Here is a 21,980-nt window from a genome sequence, read left to right on the forward strand (position 1 = left end):
TTACATCCATTACTATAACCACGACCGAATCAAACTGAAGTTAAAAGGGCTGAGTCCTGTGCAATACAGAACCCAGCCCTTGAGCGCCTAGCTTTTATACTGTCCAACTAATTGGGGTCAGTTCATCCATGAGTGGCTTTTTTCCCTCTAAATCTCATTTATTTACCCATCGCTCAACACGCCCTTAATCAGCAAAGGACACCTTGCCCGCGATTAATACGCCATTTGTTAGTACACCTTTCACTTCAACAACGCGACCATTCGCCAAACTTCCACTTTTTCCTTCTTTAATCTCAGCTTTGCTGGCGTCAACCTTTTGACCAGCCACTTTGAAATTACTCAGCGAAACAAAATCACTCACAGCGCCTTTTACTTCCAGCGATGAAGCAACACGGCCTTTGATTTCAATTTGCTGCGCTTGTAATTTATCGCCATTTTTAAGAATGCTCACAACAACATTAACCCCATTCACCACATCGGCTGTTTTCCCTCCATCAACGGGTGTTGTCGCACTCCAAAGAATAGTCACACCATTCAATTTAAACTGGCTGGCCGTCACGCTGCTGATCACACCTCCCAGCTTCACGGGTGGCTCTACTTTAGGCGGGAAGCGCACTTCTTTGACTACAAATACATCGGCCACCATCTCTCCACGCAACAACACCTTAGCGCCATTGATAAAATCAGTCTTACTTGCCGCAGTATCAGACCCCAAAAGGCCAAATTCTGTTTTGTCATTGATTTGCAAGTTGAGTTTCACCCCACTTAGATTGAACTTACCCGTTTTACTGTCGTACTCTTTCACCTCACCCGTAATGGTGCGCACGCCTGCGCTAGCAGTTTGGCTGGCATTAGTCGGCGCACTGGCGTTTGGAGGGGAAGTTGGCGCGGCCGCTGGTGTTTCAATTTTCACTGTTTTGGCTTGCACCGTCCCGCTTGCCACGCTGCCTTCAATCTTAACAAACACGCCATTGGCCAAATTACTTGCTGCACCACCATCAAAAGTAGCCGCACTGCCATCGACCAAGGCACCACGCACTTTAAAGCTAGAAAGAGAAATATAATCAGTGATCACGCCACTGAGTGATATTTTGGCGTCCGCGCTGTCTTTTACAAATTTCACGCCTGCGGCCACCAATTTATCGGTCTGCCACACCCCTCCCACTCTTACCGCCTTGCCATTAGCCAGATCTCCCACCACGCCACTTTCAAACTTGGCCTTGCTAGCATCCACCAGCACTTCACCTATTTTGAAACTAACAGCTTTGGCATCCAAGCTGGCAATCAGCCCGCCGATTTGCATTTTCAAGCCATTACCCGCTTGCGGCTTTCTGACTTTAACTGCTTTTGCCGTCATCACACTGGTCGGGCTAATGGCTAGATCGCTCCATGCGGCGATCAGCTGGCCGTTTTCCAGCACTACGCCATCGGGGCGAAGTTTTGCAGCGCTAAAGTTCACCGTTAAGCCGCTCACCACCAGCGTTTTAGCCGTATTATCCAAGGCACTGACCACGCCTACTACACGGACCATCACCACACTAGCTGGGTCTTTGCGCTCGATTCGGGTGGCCACAATCACCCCTGTGGCATCGCGGCTACCGTGTACTTCTACAATATCGCCTACCAATAAATCAGCCAAGGCGCTGGCACCTTCAAATACAGTGGGAGCGGCCGTATCGGTGGAGACTCTGACGGTTTGCCCCGCCAGTTTGAAGCCCGTGCCCGCAACTAATTCTGAGATTTTTCCGTAAACCTCTGGCAAGACGGTCAGCGTTTTGATTTTGTCATCGCCTCCCTGATCGGACTCCACCTTCATGCCCAGCTTAATGTCATTACTGGTGCCGGACGTACTCAGCGACGGATCTTGCTCCACCTGAAAACTAGCGCTGCTGTCATCCAGCGTGACGCCATCCACAATCACACTACCAAAGCCGGTAACGGTGCCCTGAGCATATGCACCACCACTGGGGGCAGGCGTCGGGGTTGGAACGGCAGTTGGCACCGTAGTGGGCACGGATGTTGGGTTGGTAGCCACTGGCGCAGGGCCAGACGACGAGCCGCTGCTACCGCCACCACAGGCATAAAGCCCCAGACTGGCCACCAAGGCTAATGCCAAAATTTTTATACGCTGATCCATCGTCCATCTCCCATCAATATCATGCAGCAATAAGCTGTATGGATTGTGGTAGGCAAACACAGGCTGACAATAAGCCTTACCATCTTTTCAGCGATAAGCGGCATAGCAAGCGTCATTTCAGGCGGAATGCTGACATTAGACAGAAGTCAATCGCTAGCAAAAAACCTGGCCCCTGCCCTGCAAAGTGCAATTTTTACTTTTCAACCTTCATTTAAATAGGTAAATTATATGCACATTAAAAAGAACGGAGATACCATGCTAAACCTTGCTCAACGCGACTTAGTCCGCGCCACCGCCCCTGTCCTTAAGCAACACGGTGTTGCGCTCACCACGCATTTTTATGCACGGATGTTTCAGTACAATCCGGAACTCAAACAAATCTTTAACGAAGGAAACCAGCAGTCGGGCGCGCAGCAGCAGGCTGCTGGCCATGGCGGTGGCTGCCTACGCCGAGCATATTGACAACCCTAGCGTGCTCGCCCCCGTACTCACCCATATCGCCAATAAACACATCAGCCTTGGCATCCGCCCGGAGCACTACCCAATTGTGGGCCACCATTTGCTGGCATCAATCCGTGAAGTATTGGGCGCTGCTGCCACAGATGAATTAATCGCCGCATGGGCCGCCGCCTACGGCCAGCTTGCCGATGCATTGATTGCCGAAGAAGCGCAGCTCTATGCTGCAGCCGCTTTTAAACAAGGCGGCTGGACAGGCTGGCGTGGTTTTGTGGTGGCAAAAAAAGAGCAGGAAAGCAGCGAAATCACCTCTTTCTATTTACGCCCTGCTGATGGTGGCAGTGTGCCCGATTACGCACCAGGCCAATATATTTCGGTAAGGATGTTTGTGCCGGAATGGAATCTGATGCAGCCGCGCCAATACAGCTTGTCTGATGCGCCGGGCAACGATTACCTGCGTATATCCGTCAAACGTGAACAAACCGGCAATCTCATTGGCCAGGTGTCTAATCTGCTGCACAACACAGTCAATACCGGCGATGTGATTGATCTCGCCCCGCCAGCAGGTGACTTTGTTCTGCATCAGGACAGGAAAAGCCCGGTGGTTTTAATTAGCGGCGGCGTGGGCATTACCCCAATGATGGCTATGCTGAAACATTTGGTTAAAACCGGCAGCGACAGAGCGATACGCTTTGTACATGGCTGCCGCAATGCCGAAGTACGTGCGTTTAAACAGGTGGTAAATCAGCTGGCAGCGCAGGAACCCAACGTTGAGAAAACCGTGTTTTATGGCGAAGCCTGCCCGGAGCACAGCCACGATCACTTGGGCCATGTGGATCTGGCTAAAATCGCCAGCAACGTGATCCTGCCAGACGCCGATTACTACCTTTGCGGGCCACTGGCCTTTATGCAAGCCCAGATCAAATCATTGCAAACTATGGGGGTGAGTGCGGAGCGGATTCATGCGGAGGCATTTGGGACTGGGGGTGTTGCGGCTTAGGGCGGGTGCAACCCCGGCCCTATCAACATACGGGGAACTTGTAGCTTAGGTTGGCAGTCTGCGTGCAAGGCTTACCTCGCTCAGCGATATATCGCCTAACCCAACATTCTTTTGCGTATAAATATTGGGTTACGCTGATTTATCCGCCCTTAAATTGGCGAATAAACCAGCTAACCCAACCTACAAAAAACGCTATCTCCCGTAGGTTTTGCTTAAATTGATAGGATTGGGTGCAACCCACCCTGCAAAAGATGCATACCAAACTTTAGGATGGCTCGGTTTTACAGGGTAAACAACGAGCTAATGGTTGCCCACTCTGCGCACCACTTACTCAAGATCACTCGACCAGCCATCCGGGCGAACCAAGGCGTTTTCGAAGCGGGAATGCTGGCCCACAAACACCAGCGGAATCTTGCCTACCGGGCCGTTTCGGTGTTTACCGATAATACATTCAGCAAGGCCTTTAAACTGGCTGTCCGGGTTATAGTATTCATCGCGGTACATAAATAAAATCAAATCCGCATCCTGCTCAATCGCGCCCGATTCTCGCAAGTCAGACATCATCGGGCGTTTATCGGTACGCTGCTCTACTGAGCGGGAAAGCTGCGAGAGCGCAATAATCGGCACTTTCAGCTCTTTGGCCAGTGATTTTAAGCCACGCGAAATTTCGCCCAGCTCGGTCGCGCGGTTCTGATCTTTTGCGCCTGCCCGCCCTGCCATCAGCTGTAAGTAATCAATTACGATCAGGCCCAGCTGGCCACCGCATTGCCGCGCTAAGCGCCGTGCCTTGGTGCGGATATCCAAAGCAGTTAATGAGCCGGTTTCTTCAATAAAAATAGGCGCTTCATTCATACGGCCCACCGCGTGAGTCAGGCGCACCCAATCTTCATCTTCAAAGCGGCCAGTTTTTAGCTTATGCAGATCGATGCGGCCAATCGAACCTACCATACGCATACCAAGCTGAGTTGCGCCCATTTCCATGGAAAAAATCGCCACTGGCAGCTTGAGCTCGATGCCAACGTGTTCGGCAATATTCACCGAAAACGCCGTTTTACCCATAGAAGGACGGCCCGCCACAATAATTAAATCGCCAGCCTGCATGCCCGAAGTCATGCGATCAAGGTCTAAAAACCCCGTTGCAACGCCGGTGACTTCAGATGGATTATCTTGCTGGAACAGATGATCAATGCGCTCAACAATTTCTTTTAAAATCGGCGGCATACCGATAAAGCCTTTCTGCCCGCGTGAAGATTGCTCGGCAATCTGAAACACGGCCGATTCGGCTTGATCGAGCAGCTCGGAAGCCTCACGCCCGCTGGGGCTGTAGGCGGCATCGGCAATATCGGTGGCCACAGATGCAAGCTGGCGCATGACTGATTTTTCGCGGACAATCTCACCATATCGGCGGATATTCGCGGCGGAGGGGGTGTTTTGCACCAAAGAGCCCAAATAAGCCAGGCCCCCTACGTAAGATAATTCTTCGTGAGTATCGAGCGCTTCGGCCACGGTAATCACGTCGGCGGGGCGGCCCAGTTCAACCAGCTTGGCGATCACAGCAAAGATGCGGCGGTGATCATCGCGGTAGAAATCGGCTTCAAATAAGGTATCCGCAATCTTGTCAAAAGAGCTGTTATCCAGCATCAGGCCACCAAGCACAGATTGCTCAGCCTCAACCGAATGCGGTGGCATGCGGATGTTTTCAAGTTGCGTCATGGAGTGGTCGGGGTTACGATGCTCGGTCATTTTTTTACATCTAGTTTGGCTTCTCTGGAAGACCGGCATTTTACGCTACAAACTATCGACTGCGGCGGATAGAAATCAGTCCGGCCGCCCTATAAAGAAAACCCTATGCAGTCTATTCGTAAAACCGTATTAGTGACTCACTCAGCAGATCAAATGTTTGATCTGGTTGATCGCGTTGAAAACTACCCTCAGTTTCTGCCATGGTGCGGCGGCGTAGAGGTGCATGAGCGCAGCGAAACCATTTTAGATGTCACGGTAAAAATCGAGTTTCTGAAGGTAAAAACTTTTTTTCGCACCCGTGATATCAAATCCAGACATATGATCGATATGCAATTTGTTGATGGCCCGTTTAAGGCTCTGCATGGCGTATGGCGTTTTATTCCGCTGATGGAAGACGCATGCAAAGTTGAATTTGAGCTGGATTACGAGTTTTCCAGCCGCAGCTTAGAAATGATGATTGGCCCGGTGTTTAATAAAATCACCAGCACCTTTGTGGATGCTTTTATTAAACAAGCCGATAAAATTCACCCTTAAAGATTCTCTGAGCCATCATGAGCACATTAATCAATGTGGAAGTCGTTTATGCCACACCCGCGCTGCAAAAACTGATTGCTCTTAAAGTGGCGGCCGGCACCACGGCTGAACAAGCCATTTTGCAATCAGGCATTTTAGATTTTTTTCCGGAAATTGATTTATCGGGCAATAAAATCGGCATTTTTTCCAAGGCTTGCAAAGCAGATACCGTTTTGCGCGAAAAAGACAGGGTAGAAATTTATCGCGCCCTGCTGGCTGATCCTAAAGAAATACGCCGGCAGCGCGCACTGGAAGGCAAAGTAACAAAAAAAGGCGGCGCAGGATAAGCCGGCCACCAGCCAATCAGGGCACGGTGAGGCTTGAGCTCATTTTTTGCAAGATAGGCAAAGCATCACCAAAATTGAATTTCTCCAGTGCAATTCTGAATGCTGCAAATTCGGCCGGATCAAAAAAATCGGCCATCGCATCCCCATATTTACCCATGACGGTAAGGGCTTCAGCATCCATATCCATCAATAAACGCTCAAGCCAGGTCAGCAGATTTTGTAATTCTTTTGCAGGCATTCTGCCTGAGGGGGCAGACGCATTGGCAAAGGGGTCTTCGCCATTAATATAATCATTAACCTCACGCATCAGCACACTCAGATGTTTTTCGAGCAAGAGCAAATCTTCCCTCACCTCATTCAAGCCACCTCCGTGCGAAATCGCCGTTTCAATCCTCCCCGCTATTTCAGAAACCCGGGTTCCGCCCAGTGTCGCACTGAGCCCTTTTAAAGTGTGAGAAAAACGTAAAGCAGGCTCTAACTCATTAGCAAGCAATGCGGCATGCGTTCTTTGCACACAATCGGATTCACTACTGCAAAACTGCTTCAGCATCCGCAAATAAAGAGAAGGGTTATTCAGCACATAGCCCAGCCCTACTTTTACATCCAGCTCCTGCCTGCCAGCCGGGGTTGCAGGTACAGAGGCCACTGCCGGAGCTACTGCCTGCGGCACAAACGCAGCAGGCACTGGCACGGGTGCAGCCTGCAGAGGCGGCATGACTTCTGCTGGCGCGGCACTCGCCTTTACGGGCTTGGGCTTGCCATCAGGTGTTGTAACCCGCCAGTGTTTCAGGCACTCAAAAAACTGAATCGGGTCTATCGGTTTTGAAATATGGTCATTCATACCCAGATCAAGGCAGCGTGCACGCTCCTCCACCATGGCATGGGCCGTCATAGCGATCAGCGGGATATGGCTGTAGCGGGCATCCGCACGGATATGCTTTGATGCTTCATAGCCATCCATGACCGGCATTTGCATATCCATCAAAATGACATCGAAATGGACATCGCCCATCAATTCCAGTTTTTCCAGCGCTTCTTTGCCGTGATTAGCCACCACCGCATCCACACCTACCGAACTAAGCAATTCTGTAGCAATCTGCTGATTAATCGGGTTGTCTTCGGTGAGTAATACCCTCATCCCTTTCAGCCCGACCTCTTCCTCATCCCGTGGCACAGCCTGAGCATCCGAAACAGCATCATTGGCAAAAATAGAAACCAGACAATCCGTTAAAGACGAGGCATTCACCGGCTTGGTTAAAATGGCACTGATATTTAAACTTTGAGCCTGAATATATATATCTTCGCGATCAAATGCAGTCACAATCACCATCTTAGGCGTGTCATCGGGCAGCATCTCCTGGATTTTTTTGGCGGCCTGAGCGCCATCCATAATTGGCATTTGCCAATCCAGCAATACCAGGCCAAACGGATCACCCCGCTGATGGGCTGCACTGCATAATTCCACCGCCCCCTGCCCTGAGCCCACATGCTCTATACGCACCGAAAACCGTTTTAAGACTTCAATAATCGCGAGGCGTGCATGTTCATGATCGTCCACCACCAGCACGCGCATATTGTTGATTTCTGCCGGAATAGCTCGTGTTCTGATTTCTTTATGCTCAACACCAAACCACGCAGTAAATACAAACTGGCTGCCAACACCACTTTCACTTTCGGCCCATATACGCCCGCCCATTAATTCAACAAGCCTTTTGCTAATTGAAAGCCCCAGCCCTGTACCTCCAAATTTGCGGGTAGTGCTGCTATCGGCCTGGGTAAAAGGCATAAATAATTTACCCAGCTGCTCTTGGGTCATACCAATACCGGTATCTCTGACTCTGAATTCTAATTGCGTTTGCTCTTGGTTTTTTTCCATGCAGCGAATGGTAATTTCAACCTCGCCCGCTTCAGTAAACTTCACCGCATTATTTACTAAATTAATCATAATCTGGCTCAGTCTTAACGAATCACCCAGCAGGCAGGGCGGAACGTCAGCCGGATTATGAATAACAAACTCCAAACCTTTTTCAAATACTTTTTGAGTAGTTACCGTACATACATTATTGAGCACCGTTTCTAAATCAAAAGGGGCAATTTCAATATTTAATTTGCCCGCTTCAATTTTAGAAAAATCGAGGATATCATTAATAATCCCCAATAAAGACGTGCCCGCATGATGTATTTTAGAAAGGTAATCGCGCTGCTTAGGCGGCATTTCTGCTTTTAATGCCAGATGAGATAAACCAATCACCGCATTCATTGGCGTACGAATTTCATGGCTCATATTAGCCAGAAAACTTGATTTCACAGAAGCCGCTTCTTCTGCCTTGGTTTTAGCCAATTGCAGCTCTTGCTCCACAATTTTGCGCTGGCTGATATCCCGCGCAAATAAAGTGCCACTGCAATGGCCATCCATACTTAAAACGGTCATTCCCACTTCAATAGGCAGCAGGCTTCCCGAGCGGTTTCTTGCGAGTAATTCCCAAAATCTTGCTGTAGTTATACGAGAGGTGACTTCGTTAAGGCCCCGCTCCAGCACCAAAGGTAAATCGCCATCACCCTCAACATGAATCAGGCTTTGCAGTTTCAGGCCCACCACTTCGGCAGCAGCAAACCCAAAAGTCAGCTCTGCGGCACGGTTCCAATCTGTAACGCAGCAGTCCTTATCAAGCAAAATAACGGCAATCGGCGCACCTTCAATCACGGCCTTTGATTGCATTTCACTTTGCTGCAATGCCATGGCACGGCGGTCTACCTCCTGCTCCAGCCCCTGTTTATGCGCGGCCAACTCAGCATTACTCACCGTGAGCACAGACATCAGCTCATCACGGGTTTGTTCATTAATGATATTTCTAACCTGCAAAATCGCATCAGGGTCCTGATGATCAATCCTGAAAGCAAGCTGTACAGTCCCGTCCGATAAAGTATTCTGAACATCAAAAAAGGCGGAGAGCGAGTGCTTCGCCCATCCGCCTTCAGACTGCACCAGAAAGTACAGTGCATCCCCATCAACCCCTACTGGCAAAAGGTGATTATGAGTTGACTGCCGGACATGCTGGCAAAGCGAGTAAAAACCCGTCAGCAGAAAATCGCTGCGCATCCGGTTAAGTTTTAAGCTTCCCAAAGCCCGGCGCAATTTATCGCGGGCAATAAAAACATCTTCTTCGGATCGCAGATACAATACGCCAAGTTCAGTCATAATGTGCACTTTATCGCCAAGCAAGTGGCATCGTCGTAAAGCTTTCCAAAACGGCTTAGCAAATTTGCAACCATTTGGTTCAGTGTATTCCTGCGTTCAAACAAAATATCATCTGCAGCAATATGTTCCTGTATGCCATCCGTCGCCAGAATAAAAACATCATCGCTTTTAAAGCTGAATGTCTCAATCCTTATACTGCGTAAAATGATGCCTAAAGTGCCCGCCTGTGCCGGAAAAGTAAAACAATCTTTTCCCAACTTACGCATCACGGTATTGCCAATGGTAATGCACTGCGCATTGCCATCATCCCCCAAAAAAGCCATCGTAATGGCCGTACCGCGTGATCCGCGGATATGCTCATGCAAAGATTTAAGCATCCGTCCGATATCTTCGCTGCTGTTTTCTTCCAGCCACTGCTCGCAAAGCCTTGCCAGCTCGTGCGCCTCAGGGCCATGCCCCAGTACATCCAGAATACCAACCAGTACGCCATGCTCCATTTGTTTAATAAAAGTGCCATCACCACACACTACTTCGCCATAGCAAGGACGCAAACAACGTGCATATTCAAAGTGCATGACTTAGTTTTTCCATTTCCGAAACAGGACCCGAGTCCCCATTTCCGGCTCTGAGCTAATTTCAAACTCATCCGCTAAACGACGCGTTCCCGGCAAGCCCAGCCCCAATGTACCCTTGGTACTGTAGTGCTCAGACATGGCGAGATCCAGGTTTTTTATCCCCGGCCCCCGATCTTCGGCCATTACCTCCAGACCCTCGTGACTGTTGATGACCACCCAGGAAAAAGACATCATGCCCTCACCTGCATATTTCACAATATTCGTGGCCAGCTCAGATGCACCCGTTGTTATTTCTGTAATCGCCACAGGCGAAAAACCGCATTGCTTGGCTAAAGAAAATGTATAAGCCACCAACATCGCCACATCAGCGTCATTGCGTATTTTTCGCCAGACCGTTGCCATTTCCATACTAGGCTTCATGTAATATATCCAGAGCTTGCCTGATGGTCTGACAGCCACGCAGCGCTGACAAATCACTGTCCAGCGCTGCCAATCCGGCAATCACACCGGGCCTGAAACCAATAAAAACTGTTTTTGCCCCCATTATTTTCAACATTTGCATCAAATCCACCAAGGCTGCAAATCCATCCACGTCCAGTGCGTCTACTTCGGATAAATCAAGCATGACCCCTTTCGCCGCCATTTTCGTGACCTGTTGCAATAATTTGCTTTGCAGCGCGATCATCGTAGCGGGCCGCAAATCACTTTGCACACAGGCAAGCAAAGCATCTTCAACAACAGAAATCGCAACCCCTCCCCCGGATTCACGCTCATCCATTACCGCCCCCTAAACCTCATCAAGTCTTTTCATTCTGATGCCCACGCTCTTGAAGGCTTGTTCCAGGGCATCCCGTAATGTGGCATGAGTCGTCATTCCTTCAATATCAATGCCAAGGTGCACAATGGTCTGGGCAATTGAAGGAGAAACACCTGATATCAGACTAGTACAGCCCATCAGGCGTGTCGCCTTAGTAATTTTAATTAAATGATTGGCCACGCCTGAATCCACAATCGCCACACCAGAAATATCCATAATAAATACGCGGGAGCGGGTTTCAGCAATTTTTAATAAAATAGCCGCCATAATGTCCTGGGCCCGCTTGGAATCGATAATCCCCACCACGGGCAGCATTAAAATATCCTGCCAGATCATCGTTACCGGCGTAGACATTTCCATTAAGGCGCGGCTTTGCTCATTAATTCTTTCATTAATTAAACGGCTATAGGTTTCAACCACAATGGTGGTATCCAGATGCAACAGCTTGGTAATTGCCGCCACTGCTTTGCCGTATTCCTCACTAAATAAACCGCCGTCATATAATTTTTTTGTAAACAAAACAAAGGAGTAATTCATTCCCGCAAAATAGCTGGGCAAAGATAAACCAATCCGCGCATGGGTTTCGCCCAAACGGCGGCGATCTTCCATATACGCATCATCCAAATGCGCCGCAAAAAATGTTTTCCAGTAGGTAAGCTGGGCATTTTGTGCGCGTTTTTTAACTTCATCATTCGCCATCAGCGTTTGATATTCTGGCAGCTCGCGCATCCATTCATAAAAATGTGTAATGTATTCATTCATTCTGGGCACAACTAAAGCGCCATATTTGCGAACCACTTCAAGATCAACTTCGTCAATATCATGCAGGCGCATGATGTCTTTAATCGACGCTTGGCTGGTATGCTCATGCATATTCATTCTCCTTCGCACAACTTAATACTGACAAAAAACCATGCTGGATAACAAAAACATGGCCAACCTTTCTCAGACGTATTTTCTGAAAGCAAAAAAAGATAAAACTGCTGTCTTTCTAGATAGCCAGCCGAAAGAACTTTAGCAATACATAAACTCAAACTTTCCAGACCTGGTGAACAATTACAACATAACGAAAGTAATACGAAAGCAACCAAACAACAAATCAAGTGAATGTAAGGTAAGGAACGCAGGTAAAAACAGACCGCGCCAGACGAAAAAAAAGCCGCCTGAAGAGGCGGCTCTTGGCTTGCTTACAGATTACGGGCAAAAGCGCTTGATATTTGCCTCTACGCTCGCGGTTTCGGCTTTGCGCTGCGAGGCTTCCATAAACTCAAGCTTGCCTTTTTCATTCACACTAGAGAATTTTTTTGAACCTTGTAAATAACCCAATCTGGCCATGGCTTCTTTGCAAGCTTTTTCGTCTTTTTCACCTTTAGCAGCTGCTACCGGCGCGCTGGCCGGGGCGCTGGCTTTCACCGCCACTGTACTTGCAGCAGAGGCTTCACGCTTTTGCTGGCCAGACATCGAGCTGACAGGCAAGTCCTTAGTCTTCAGTACTTCTGCTTTATTACCCTTAGGCGGTTGATCAGAATAATGCATCATTCCGTCAGCATCTTTCCATTTATAGATTTCTGCATGTGCAGTTGCTGTGATCAGCAAAGCCATCAAAATTAAGATTTTCATTGCATCAACTTCCCTTTTTTCTTGCGGCACGACGATAAGCTATATTGAAATAAGCGTAATCAACAAACGTTATCAATGCCATTGGCAATTCTAATTAGCTGATATGCTGCATACCCGGTTAATTCAAAAACCCTTTCACACCGCCTGATACAAAGCGCTCATTCTTTGATTTCCATCATATCCTGCTTTTCAGACAATGAGTAAAACCCAATCAATCAGGCGACCTTAAATATTGGCACTATTAGCAGGCTTAGCTTTTGCCATCGAATGAAACTTTCTTCGCTAAGGCTCGTCCACCTTAAATCAACAGAAGGCAAACCCCGGGCAATATCAATGCAGTAAAGAGCCTTGCTCCTCTTTACATCTATACACACCCATACACTTAATTACAATTAATAGCAGATGACAGAAAGTAAATTACCCATACAAACCAAGAAAATGTAATCAATACTGAGGGGTGGGCAAAGAGGCTCTGCTGCTGCAAAGCCAGAAACGCCATGCTGCCCGGACCCAAATTGATGCAAACGCTGTTTAAGAGGAAAACGCATGAGCGCCATATTTTTTTACGATGCACACCTGGCATATCACGGCGAGCGCCCACGCCAGGATGATTTGGCCCGCTGGCAAGAATCCGGCACCCTGGCCGACTGCAGCACCTTGTTAAATGCTTTAAACAGCGCATCCGCAGGCAGCTGCTTAATTGCCATGCACGGCGCTTATTTTCCGGCCACAGCGTGGCCTGCACTGCTGCATTTTCTAAAAAATGGCGGTAATTTACTCAGCATGGGCGATATGCCCTTCTCTGCCCCGACTACATTATTCAGAGATTTAAACATTCACGAAATGCTGGCCATTGACAGCAGTGAAGCCGTTAGTCTTGAGCCTGCTGAAGAATATCCGCTGCTGAGTGAGCACTGCAGCTTATTTGCACCGCAAGACGCCTGTTGCGGCTTTGTGCTGATGCCAACCAAGCATAAAGATCACCCAAAGGAATCCAGCTCCAACGGGCCAATGGACGCACGAATTTACCCTTTGCTCACCGCCAAAGATGCCACAGGCCGCCCGATTGCCGCCCCCGTAGTGCTTATCGAAAATCATCGCGGTGCATTTGCCGGCAGCCGCTGGCTATTTGTAAACACCGGCGCTACGGCTCTTTTTTGGGACCAGGGAGGGGGCGAAGCGCTAATCGCATGGGCCAAATTTTGCGCCAGGGGTGTAACAGAGATTTGGATCAAACCAGATTTTGCCTGCTACTACCCCAGCGAAGTCCCTAATTTTAACTTACAAATTGAAGCCTTACGCAGTAGCACGGCTTGTCAGTGGCAATTTGAAATCAAAATCATCCAAGCGGGCAAGATGCTGATCCAGGAAACGCTGGCCCTCAGGACCACTGCACACGGCCCCGTATTTCACCGCAGCACGCTGCCCATGGTGGTTTTGCATGGCTATTACAGTATTCACTGCCGTGCCGTCTCTGCCTTTGGTGAAATCCGTGAGTTACAGCAGGGATTTTGGGGCAGAGATCACCGTTTACTTGAAGAAGGTCAGCCACTTTGCGCGGGCCGCGATTACTTCAGCCGTGGCGGCAAACCGGTGCCCATTGTCGGCATGACCTATATGGCCAGCGATGTACACCGCAAATTCCTGCAACTGCCCAATCCCGCAGCATGGGACAGGGATATGGCCGAATTTTCCCGCATGGGCATCAACTATATTCGCACCGGCATCTGGACAGCTTGGCGACAAGTGATGTTTACAGACGGCCACGCCCAGGAAGCCGCCTTACGAGCCATCGATGCTTTCTTGCACTGCGCCAAGCGCCACAACCTGGAAACCTGCTTTACCTTTTTCACCTTTACCCCTGAAACATGGGAAGGCCAGAACCCTTATCTGGACCCACGCGCCATCGCCGCACAAAAGCGCTTTATTTCCGCCATTATCAGCCGCCACAAAGACAGCAGCCATGTGCACTGGGATTTAATCAACGAGCCATCGATGTTTAACCCCGAGCAGATTTTCCTTGGGCCGCGCAGCGTGCAAGACCCGATTGAAATCGCCGCATTTAGAACATGGTTGCAAGAACAAGACGCGGACATCACCAGCTGGCAACAACGCTGGAACCGCAGCCCGGCCGATCTACCCGATTGGAATGCCGTAATGCCACCGTTGCACCAAGATGTGGGCCATAACCCGACTGAAATTCTGCCCAAGCAACACGGCATCTGGCTGGATTACAGCCTGTTTACCCAAGCCATGCTTAACCGCTGGATCGCCGATTTAAGCACCACCATCCGCGCCATTGCCCCTAACCGCCTGATTACCGTTGGCCAGGACGAGGCACTGGGCATGCAGCGCCCATCGCCCATGTTTTTTGCCGGGGCAGTGGACTACACCAATGTGCATAGCTGGTGGCTGAATGACGATCTGGCTTGGGATAGTATCTTTAGCAAAACGCCCAACAAACCAAGCCTCGTGCAAGAAACCGGCATCATGCATATCGAAAGCCCTAATGGGCGCAGTAAGCGCAGCGAAACGGAACTCGCCCATATGTTAGAGCGCAAATATGCTTACGCCTTTATTAATGGCGGCGCGGGTGCAGTGCAGTGGTTATGGAATATCAACTACCACATGGACAACATCAACGAATCACATATCGGCGCATGCCGGGCCGATGGCACACGCAAGCCTGAAGCTATGGTAAGCGAAGACTTCGGCAGCTTTTTTAAAGCCGTTGCCCCGATAATGCAAGGCAGGCAGTTGGAAGACGTAGCCGTGATTTACCCCTTCAGCAACGATTACGGCAACCGCCGCTTTGCGCTGGAAGCCACGCAGCGCCTGGTACGCGTGATGCAATACGAGCTGAAAGTGCCGGTACGTGCCATTAGCGAATATCATCTTGCCGATCTGGACCACGCCCCCGCCAAACTGATCATTATCCCCTGCCCGCACGCCCTTTCGCAAACTGCCCGCGCTTGGATCAGCCAGTGCAAAACGCCCATTCTGCTGACCGGCCCCTGCGATCTGGACGCTTACTGGCAGCCCTGCCATGCCCTGATGAGCGAATCAGACACGCGTAATCTGCAGCGCGAAGAATCCATCCATATTGGCAACCATAAATACCGCGCCAGCTTTGGCGGTGACAAAATCGCCAAGCTTAGCAAGGGCAATGCACTGGGCAGCTTACAAACCACGGGCAATATCCTTTGGTGCCCGCTGCCCCTGGAAATGAACGATCGCACCGAGCCGCTGCTTGCGCTCTATCAAACCGCAATGGATTGGGCCGGCCTAAGCTCACCTTTAAACTGGCTGTCCGGCGAACAGCCAGGCGTATTTGCGCAGAAACTCAGCTTTGAGCTTGGCGCATTATGGATTTTGGTGAATGAATCAGGCCAAGAAGAAGCCGTCAGCTTTGAAGACAAAGCCAGCGGCATCAGCTACTCACTCACTTTAGCCAGCGAGCGAGCGGTCTTATTTGCTACAGACAAGGAAGGCAAAGTGACAGCAAGATTGAGGAAGTACTAGGTAAATCAACTGTAAGGCAGCTACTAGAAACAGCTGATTTGACGTCCTGACTGCGGGTACTCCGCTAGTACCAGTATCGACGTCAGCTGGATGTGCACCCCCCCTTTGAAAAGGCTATGTCTGCGTTAACAGTTGAAAACTGAAATTAAGGTTTGTTATTAGCAAACAGCAGGGAATGCAATAAACGCGCTCTTCGCTCAGGGCTTAAATCCTCCCCTTGAAGCACGCCGAAGCGAGGAACAAGCGGGGCGGGGTTTCGGCGAGGATGTTTGAGCGAAGCGAGTCCCGCAGCCGCCGCCTCGATTGTCCGCAGTGAGGGGCCTTCGTGCTGGTCGGGGCGGCCTTCTTTGGCTTCGTTTCTTGGCCGTACAAGAAAGGAAGGCCCTGCGGTGGCTACCGCTCCAAAATCAACGTGCCGAAGGCACTAAAAAGGTCTTTTTGTTTTTTGCTTAGTGGCAATTACGCTTTAAATTAAAAATTTCAAGAAAAAATTTTCAATTTACCCCCTAAAAGCGTAAGTATCCACTCAACTAAATTTCAACATTTAACGCAGACATAGCCTTTACAAAGGGGGAAGCCACAGCACTGAAGTGCCACCTGAATGATATAAATACTTATACCCGCGCCGATTACCTTTGCAGTCCCCAACATGCCCCGTAAACCTTTCAACAACCGAGTAATCCCTTGCAGCCACAAAAATTCCACAGCCCCGCCGTCAACGACCATATCGAAAACATCAGCCAGCACATCTCTGATCCCGCCTTAGCGCGCTTATTCCGCCAGTGTTATCCCAACACCCTCGATACCACCGTGGCGTTTCAGATGGTGGATGGCCTGCCGGATACGTTTGTGATTACCGGCGATATCCACGCCATGTGGCTGCGGGACAGCGCGGCGCAGGTTTGGCCTTATTTAGCACATATCCAGGCAGACCCAAAGCTTGCCGACATGATTGCCGGGCTGATCCGCCGCCACAGCGCCTGCATCCTGACTGATCCTTACGCCAACGCCTTTAACGATGGGCCTGCCCATAGCCAATGGCAGAGTGACAACACCACCATGCTGCCCGAATTGCACGAGCGCAAATGGGAGCTGGATTCGCTGTGCTACGCCATCCGCCTGGCGCATGGCTATTGGCAGCGCAGCTCCGACCGCAGGCCTTTTGATCAGCAATGGCTGGCAGCCATGAAGCTAGTTGTAGCCACCATGAAAGTGCAGCAGCGCAAAGAAAATCGCGGGCCTTACTCCTTCACCCGCAGTGGCAGCTGGCAAGCGGACACCTTAGCTTGCGATGGCTGGGGCAACCCTGCCCGGCCCGTGGGGCTGATCGCCTCGATGTTCAGGCCATCGGACGACGCCACCGTTTTGCCATTTTTAGTGCCATCCAACTTTTTTGCTGTAGTCAGCCTTCGCCAGCTGGCCAGCATGGTGAGCGAGCTCTTTAATGAGAGCGCCTTTGCCGCCGAATGCACCGCTCTGGCTGACGAAGTTGCCACCGCACTGCAAACCCACGCCATTGTTCAGCATCCTGAACACGGCCCCATCTATGCCTATGAAGTGGACGGCTACGGCAGTGCCCTGCTGATGGACGATGCCAATATTCCCAGCCTGTTGTCCTTACCCTATCTGGGGGCAGTAGCGCAGAATAAAGAGGTCTGTCAAAACACCCGCCGCTTTGCGCTCTCCACAAACAACCCCTGGTTTTTTAAAGGGGACCAGTTTGAAGGCAATGGCAGCCCGCACACGCTGGCACCCATGATCTGGCCGATGTCCATCATCATGCGGGCAATGACCAGCGATCAGGACGAGGAAATCAGCCACTGCCTGCACATGCTAAAAAGCTGCCATGCCGAAACTTACTTTATGCATGAATCATTTCACGCCAGTCAGCCACAGCAATTTACCCGCAGCTGGTTTGCATGGGCCAACACCCTGTTTGGTGAACTCATCAGCAAAATAGCCCGGGAACGCACCCATTTACTCTCTGCCAAGGATCGCCATGTTTCGCACTAGAGAATTTCTACTTAAACATATTCGCCACACCATGGCGTTTTACGACCCGATATCGGTCGATCCGGCGGGTGGTTTTTATCATTACTATATGGATGACGGCAGCGTTTACGATAAGCAAAGCCGCCACCTCGTCTCGTCCACCCGCTTTGTATTTAATAATGCGATGGCGTGGCTGGAGTTTGACGACAAGGAATATCAGGCGCGCGTCAGGCACGGCATCGATTTTATCCGCAAGGTGCATTTCAACCCGCAAACTGGCGGCTACGCTTGGGAAGTTAAAAACGGCGCAGTGCTTGACGCCACCAACCAGTGCTACGGCCTCGCCTTTGTAATGCTGGCTTACGCCTGCGCCTATCGCAGCGGCATGGATGAAGCCAAAGTATGGCTGGATGAAACTTACAACACCATGGAGCAACATTTCTGGCTGCCCGAATACGGCGTTTACGCCAGCGAAGCCAGCAGCGATTGGGTACTGGATGATTATCGCGGCCAAAACGACAATATGCATGGCTGCGAAGCCATGCTCGCCGCCTTTGAAGCCACCGGCGAAATCCGCTATTTAGACCGCGCCAAGCTACTGGCCGCCAACTTTACCCAGCGCCAGGCCGCCTTAACCGACGGTGCAATCTGGGAGCATTTCCGCACCGACTTGACGCCCAATTTGCAATACAACAAGGGCAACAAGACCAATATCTTCCGCCCTTGGGGTATCCAAACCGGCCATCAAACCGAATGGGCCAAACTACTGCTGATTTTAGACCGCCACGACCCGCAGCCCTGGCACCTGGCCCGCGCCCGCGAGCTGTTTGACGAAGCGATATCATCCGGCTGGGACGAAGCACACGGCGGGTTAATCTACGGCTACGATCTCGATGGCGAGCCTTACGATCAGGACAAATACTTCTGGGTACAAGCCGAATCCCTCGCCGCCGCCGCCCTGCTGGCGGATCGCACTAGGGATGAAAAATACTGGCAAGCCTACAACAAAATCTGGGCCTACAGCTGGGAGCACTTTGTAGACCACCAATATGGCGCCTGGTACCGCGTACTCAGCCCAGACAACCAGAAAATCGACCAACACAAATCCCCCGCAGGCAAAACCGACTACCACACCATGGGCGCGTGTTATGAAGTTTTGAAGGTGGTTGATTAAGAGGAGGAATAAACTTAGGGCGCAATCGCCGCTGGCATTGCGCCAAAAAGGCTCAGTTAATTAGAATGAAAGAGGTACGCTATTCAATCTTTTATTGAGTTCAATCTATGAATATCAAATTCTATTATGCAGCCGGAGCAAACTGCTGTGAGCGCGTCAGATGGGCTTTGGATTTCAAATGTATACCCTATGAATTGATTGATTTAGAACATGAATTTGATATCGCCCATTTTGCTGACATCAGCCCATTCGGGCGTTGCCCGATCATGGAAGTTGATGGTCGGGCACTCTCTGAATCGATGGCGATGGTTGAGTTTATTGAAGAAATATATCCATCCCCTCCTTTAAACTATTCAGATCCATTTCTACGCGCTCAAGTCCGTGAAATATGCGAGGCAGTAAACTCATCGATTCACCCTGCACAAAACAGCAGCATTATTCAGCATTTCCGGCCTGATCTGAACAAAGATCAAATGAAGCCAATCCGGGCGCGTTGGATTGCCAGCAATCTGGCCAGGCTGGAATCCCAGCTTTGGCTAAACAGCCCATTTGCAATTGGCAGCCAATTTACACTCGCAGATATTTTTATTGCCATTATTTATAGAAAAGGAATCAAACTGGGTAATTCACCAAAAGACTCGCCCCGTTTTGAAACCCATTGGCAGCACCTTTTATCCCAGCCAGGAATTAAAGAAAGCTGCCCAATTATTGAATAAAATCCACCAAGCCCTGTATCCCATTACACCACTCCGTTGAGCGCAATCACTCATGCGGATAACCTAATTGAAGGATAAGTTTTTATTTATAATAAGAATCTACGGGGTAGAGTTTCGTGCTTGATTTCATCTTTTTACCAACAAGTGATGAAGTGGTCACCTCTACATTCTTGCCATCGGAAGTAGCAGCCTCAACCAACGAATAAACAACGTAAAGCCCCCTTCCGGGAGAAACCGCGTAATGCGTGGTCTGGTGCCAGCAGCAGCCACTTTTCTCAAAAGTAATCAGCCGCTTGCGGGCTTTATCAACTGAAAACATGCCCAGCTTTGAGGTGGCTAATTCTGTCAGCTCATCGCTTAAAACAAACTTTCTTTTACTTATATTGTAAACATAAACATCATAGGAAGGGCCGCCATATGCGCTATTGTTACCATTTCTGATTGCGATATCTGTGGTGCCATCAAAATTAAAATCATCCGCCACCACCGCGCTTTGATCGCTATAAAGCACAGTATGATTCGCCGGCAACTTTTTGTTTGCATTTAAATAAACAGCAAGATCAGGGGTCTTAAGGGTTTGGACCAAGCCACCATTCTTTTTTGTAATATGAATTTCAGCGGGCCCTTCGCATTGTTCACTATTACATTCGGCAATGACTTTTATTGTGTATTCATTTGCCACATCAGGAATAAGAAAGCTTGCCGCCTGTGCTGCGGCTGCAAGAAAACTGGCCATCAATGTAAAGGCATATTTAATTTTAATTAACTTTTTCATTTAATCACCTGAAAAGTCCAACTAAGAAAGTTAGCAAAGTTTTTTAATGTGTCTGCTTATTTTAACAACAAGGCCCTATAGGATCAGGTCTTACATTTGACGTAAAGCCATAAATTTAGCTTGCGTTGTAAACCACAATAAGTTTATCTCATAAAAATACAATCCCTAACCCCATTACTAAAACCTACGATGCTGCACCTTGAGACGGATTCGTATTTTTCACGCCCTCTTGCAAGACCGTCGCCCACGTTTCAGTTTCTTTTTTTAAAATATCATGCTTGGCCGCAGAAATGCGTAATAATTCTTCTAATACCGCCTCTAAACTAGTTGATTCCGACGTAGCCAGCTTTAGCCATTTAATATCGAGTTCCTCTTTTAATTTCTCCAAATCTTGTTTCGCCCGTATAAAACGCACCCATGCCTCAGAAAACCCACAATACTTTTCAATCGCAAATAAATGGCAACAATTGCGGTTGAGACAGAAGCCCATAAAGAAGAGCAATCAGTTAAGCCAAGCTCTTTTATTTGCAACAGCAGAGGTATCAATACGGCCCCCCCCCCCAAAAAAAACTGACCTTGCCCCGCATTGAAAAAATGCAGGATGCCAGAATTAAAAATAGAAATTGGGTGGGCGGGCTGGAGGCTTACAGCAAAACCACAAAAGTACTACTTACAAACGTGTCCAGCACACGTAGTGTGCGATGCTGGAACGCCTTGTTATGCGCTTGCAAGAGATAAAGCTACTATAGCTATAACAATACTTAGCCATATACTAAAAGCTATTAGAAGCGGCTTTTTCCAGCTTTTTCGCGCGTACTTCCCTCCGTATTCATTTTTAAAATAAGTTGTTTGCTTTTTTTGCGACATAAAGTACCAGGTACATATGTAAACTATGCCAACAACCCCAACAACAGCAGATACAACTGACATAATTACACTGATGTATATCCATTTCTTGGCTTTATCTGCTTGCTCTACATCTCCGATAGATTCCCAGTTTTTGTACACAAGAATTGAGCCAAATATTGGCGTAAATAAAAGACTCCACGCGCCTGCCGCATCTGGGTTCCATAATTGAACATCGGTGCTTTCCGATAAATTCAGATTAGATTCCGGAGCGCCATATACATTCTCATTCATATTTTTTCTCATTTATTAGGTAGTATTAATTTTTTCATTTGCCTAACGAAAAAAGTTAAGCGGCCCGATGCAGTCAGGCCCGCTTGAACGACGGGTTAGACCGCAGGTGAATGGATAACCGAACCGGCGGCTAAACATGGGCTGACGCTAGTTCGAGAGCTTTATCCACGATGTTGGAAGTGAGCACAAGCGGGCCGAAATTGAATTCCTTTAGCTCCGATGCGGAGAGAAGTTTGAACTCGCTGATTTCTTGG

Annotated in this window: 20 protein-coding genes; 8 read left to right on the forward strand and 12 right to left on the reverse strand. The window is 49.3% G+C overall.

Going from position 1 to position 21,980, the window contains the following annotated elements; all coding sequences use genetic code 11:
* A partial coding sequence (locus CSQ88_RS18115; protein ID WP_143449393.1) for an IS3 family transposase occupies positions 1–91 on the forward strand: 91 nt, incomplete at its 5' end.
* Positions 92–184: 93 nt separating this feature from the next.
* Here CSQ88_RS18115 and CSQ88_RS18120 read toward each other — a convergent pair.
* Both CSQ88_RS18120 and CSQ88_RS23600 read right to left on the reverse strand, forming a co-directional pair.
* Positions 185–2,137 carry a DUF5666 domain-containing protein gene (locus CSQ88_RS18120; protein ID WP_099399492.1) on the reverse strand — a complete coding sequence of 651 codons (1,953 nt, stop codon included), beginning with the start codon at positions 2,135–2,137 and terminating at the stop codon, positions 185–187.
* Between the two features lie 279 nt (positions 2,138–2,416).
* The gene (locus tag CSQ88_RS23600; protein WP_306475254.1) at positions 2,417–2,569 is read right to left on the reverse strand and encodes a hypothetical protein; all 153 of its coding nucleotides are present in this window, start codon (positions 2,567–2,569) and stop codon (positions 2,417–2,419) included.
* Between CSQ88_RS23600 and hmpA the strand changes: the two genes are divergently transcribed.
* Complete coding sequence (gene hmpA / locus CSQ88_RS18125; RefSeq protein WP_306475253.1) at positions 2,499–3,593, forward strand: NO-inducible flavohemoprotein; 1,095 nt, start codon at positions 2,499–2,501, stop codon at positions 3,591–3,593. The two genes, CSQ88_RS23600 and hmpA, sit on opposite strands and share 71 nt — an antisense overlap.
* A 327-nt stretch (positions 3,594–3,920) precedes the next feature.
* On the opposite strand, the gene dnaB is transcribed toward hmpA, so the two are convergent.
* Complete coding sequence (gene dnaB / locus CSQ88_RS18130) at positions 3,921–5,336, reverse strand: replicative DNA helicase (RefSeq protein WP_099399493.1); 1,416 nt, start codon at positions 5,334–5,336, stop codon at positions 3,921–3,923.
* Between the two features lie 105 nt (positions 5,337–5,441).
* Here dnaB and CSQ88_RS18135 point away from each other — a divergent pair, with 105 nt between their 5' ends.
* Together CSQ88_RS18135 and CSQ88_RS18140 are read left to right on the forward strand one after the other, a co-directional pair.
* Positions 5,442–5,870, forward strand: coding sequence for a type II toxin-antitoxin system RatA family toxin (locus CSQ88_RS18135; RefSeq protein ID WP_099399494.1), 429 nt, complete (start codon positions 5,442–5,444; stop codon positions 5,868–5,870).
* Between the two features lie 17 nt (positions 5,871–5,887).
* A complete protein-coding gene (locus CSQ88_RS18140; RefSeq protein WP_099399495.1) occupies positions 5,888–6,196 on the forward strand; it encodes an RnfH family protein in 309 nt (102 codons plus the stop codon).
* 16 nt (positions 6,197–6,212) lie between these two features.
* Here CSQ88_RS18140 and CSQ88_RS18145 read toward each other — a convergent pair whose 3' ends face one another.
* From CSQ88_RS18145 to CSQ88_RS18170, 6 genes are all read right to left on the reverse strand, one after another.
* A complete protein-coding gene (locus CSQ88_RS18145) occupies positions 6,213–9,395 on the reverse strand; it encodes a response regulator (protein ID WP_099399496.1) in 3,183 nt (1,060 codons plus the stop codon).
* Complete coding sequence (locus tag CSQ88_RS18150; RefSeq protein WP_099399497.1) at positions 9,392–9,970, reverse strand: SpoIIE family protein phosphatase; 579 nt, start codon at positions 9,968–9,970, stop codon at positions 9,392–9,394. Before CSQ88_RS18150 ends, CSQ88_RS18145 begins: the two co-directional genes overlap by 4 nt.
* A 3-nt stretch (positions 9,971–9,973) precedes the next feature.
* A complete protein-coding gene (locus CSQ88_RS18155) occupies positions 9,974–10,390 on the reverse strand; it encodes an anti-sigma regulatory factor (protein WP_099399498.1) in 417 nt (138 codons plus the stop codon).
* The gene (locus tag CSQ88_RS18160) at positions 10,380–10,748 is read right to left on the reverse strand and encodes an STAS domain-containing protein (protein ID WP_099399499.1); all 369 of its coding nucleotides are present in this window, start codon (positions 10,746–10,748) and stop codon (positions 10,380–10,382) included. The genes CSQ88_RS18155 and CSQ88_RS18160 overlap by 11 nt, the downstream gene beginning before the upstream one ends.
* Positions 10,749–10,757: 9 nt before the next feature.
* Positions 10,758–11,660, reverse strand: a complete 903-nt coding sequence (locus tag CSQ88_RS18165) for a protoglobin domain-containing protein (RefSeq protein ID WP_218963142.1) — start codon at positions 11,658–11,660, stop codon at positions 10,758–10,760.
* 321 nt (positions 11,661–11,981) lie between these two features.
* Positions 11,982–12,407, reverse strand: a complete 426-nt coding sequence (locus tag CSQ88_RS18170) for a DUF4124 domain-containing protein (RefSeq protein WP_099399501.1) — start codon at positions 12,405–12,407, stop codon at positions 11,982–11,984.
* 546 nt (positions 12,408–12,953) lie between these two features.
* Here CSQ88_RS18170 and CSQ88_RS18175 point away from each other — a divergent pair.
* The 4 genes from CSQ88_RS18175 (at position 12,954) to CSQ88_RS18190 (ending at position 19,811) form a co-directional block, all read left to right on the forward strand.
* Positions 12,954–15,929 carry a beta-galactosidase gene (locus CSQ88_RS18175; RefSeq protein WP_099399502.1) on the forward strand — a complete coding sequence of 992 codons (2,976 nt, stop codon included), beginning with the start codon at positions 12,954–12,956 and terminating at the stop codon, positions 15,927–15,929.
* Positions 15,930–16,613: 684 nt separating this feature from the next.
* Entirely contained in the window at positions 16,614–17,942 is a 1,329-nt protein-coding gene (locus CSQ88_RS18180; RefSeq protein WP_099399503.1) for a glycoside hydrolase family 125 protein, read from the forward strand.
* Positions 17,929–19,095, forward strand: coding sequence for an AGE family epimerase/isomerase (locus tag CSQ88_RS18185; RefSeq protein ID WP_099399504.1), 1,167 nt, complete (start codon positions 17,929–17,931; stop codon positions 19,093–19,095). Before CSQ88_RS18180 ends, CSQ88_RS18185 begins: the two co-directional genes overlap by 14 nt.
* Before the next feature lie 107 nt (positions 19,096–19,202).
* Positions 19,203–19,811, forward strand: coding sequence for a glutathione S-transferase family protein (locus CSQ88_RS18190; protein WP_099399505.1), 609 nt, complete (start codon positions 19,203–19,205; stop codon positions 19,809–19,811).
* A gap of 82 nt (positions 19,812–19,893) precedes the next feature.
* On the opposite strand, the gene CSQ88_RS18195 is transcribed toward CSQ88_RS18190, so the two are convergent.
* The 3 genes from CSQ88_RS18195 to CSQ88_RS18205 form a co-directional block, all read right to left on the reverse strand.
* A complete protein-coding gene (locus tag CSQ88_RS18195) occupies positions 19,894–20,586 on the reverse strand; it encodes an FG-GAP repeat protein (RefSeq protein ID WP_099399506.1) in 693 nt (230 codons plus the stop codon).
* 184 nt (positions 20,587–20,770) lie between these two features.
* Complete coding sequence (locus CSQ88_RS18200; protein WP_143449510.1) at positions 20,771–21,088, reverse strand: hypothetical protein; 318 nt, start codon at positions 21,086–21,088, stop codon at positions 20,771–20,773.
* A 215-nt stretch (positions 21,089–21,303) separates the two neighbouring features.
* Complete coding sequence (locus tag CSQ88_RS18205; protein ID WP_099399508.1) at positions 21,304–21,726, reverse strand: hypothetical protein; 423 nt, start codon at positions 21,724–21,726, stop codon at positions 21,304–21,306.
* Between the last annotated feature and the right edge of the window lie 254 nt (positions 21,727–21,980).

This window comes from Iodobacter sp. BJB302, from assembly GCF_002735645.1.
In the GTDB taxonomy this organism is placed as follows: Bacteria; Pseudomonadota; Gammaproteobacteria; order Burkholderiales; family Chitinibacteraceae; genus Iodobacter.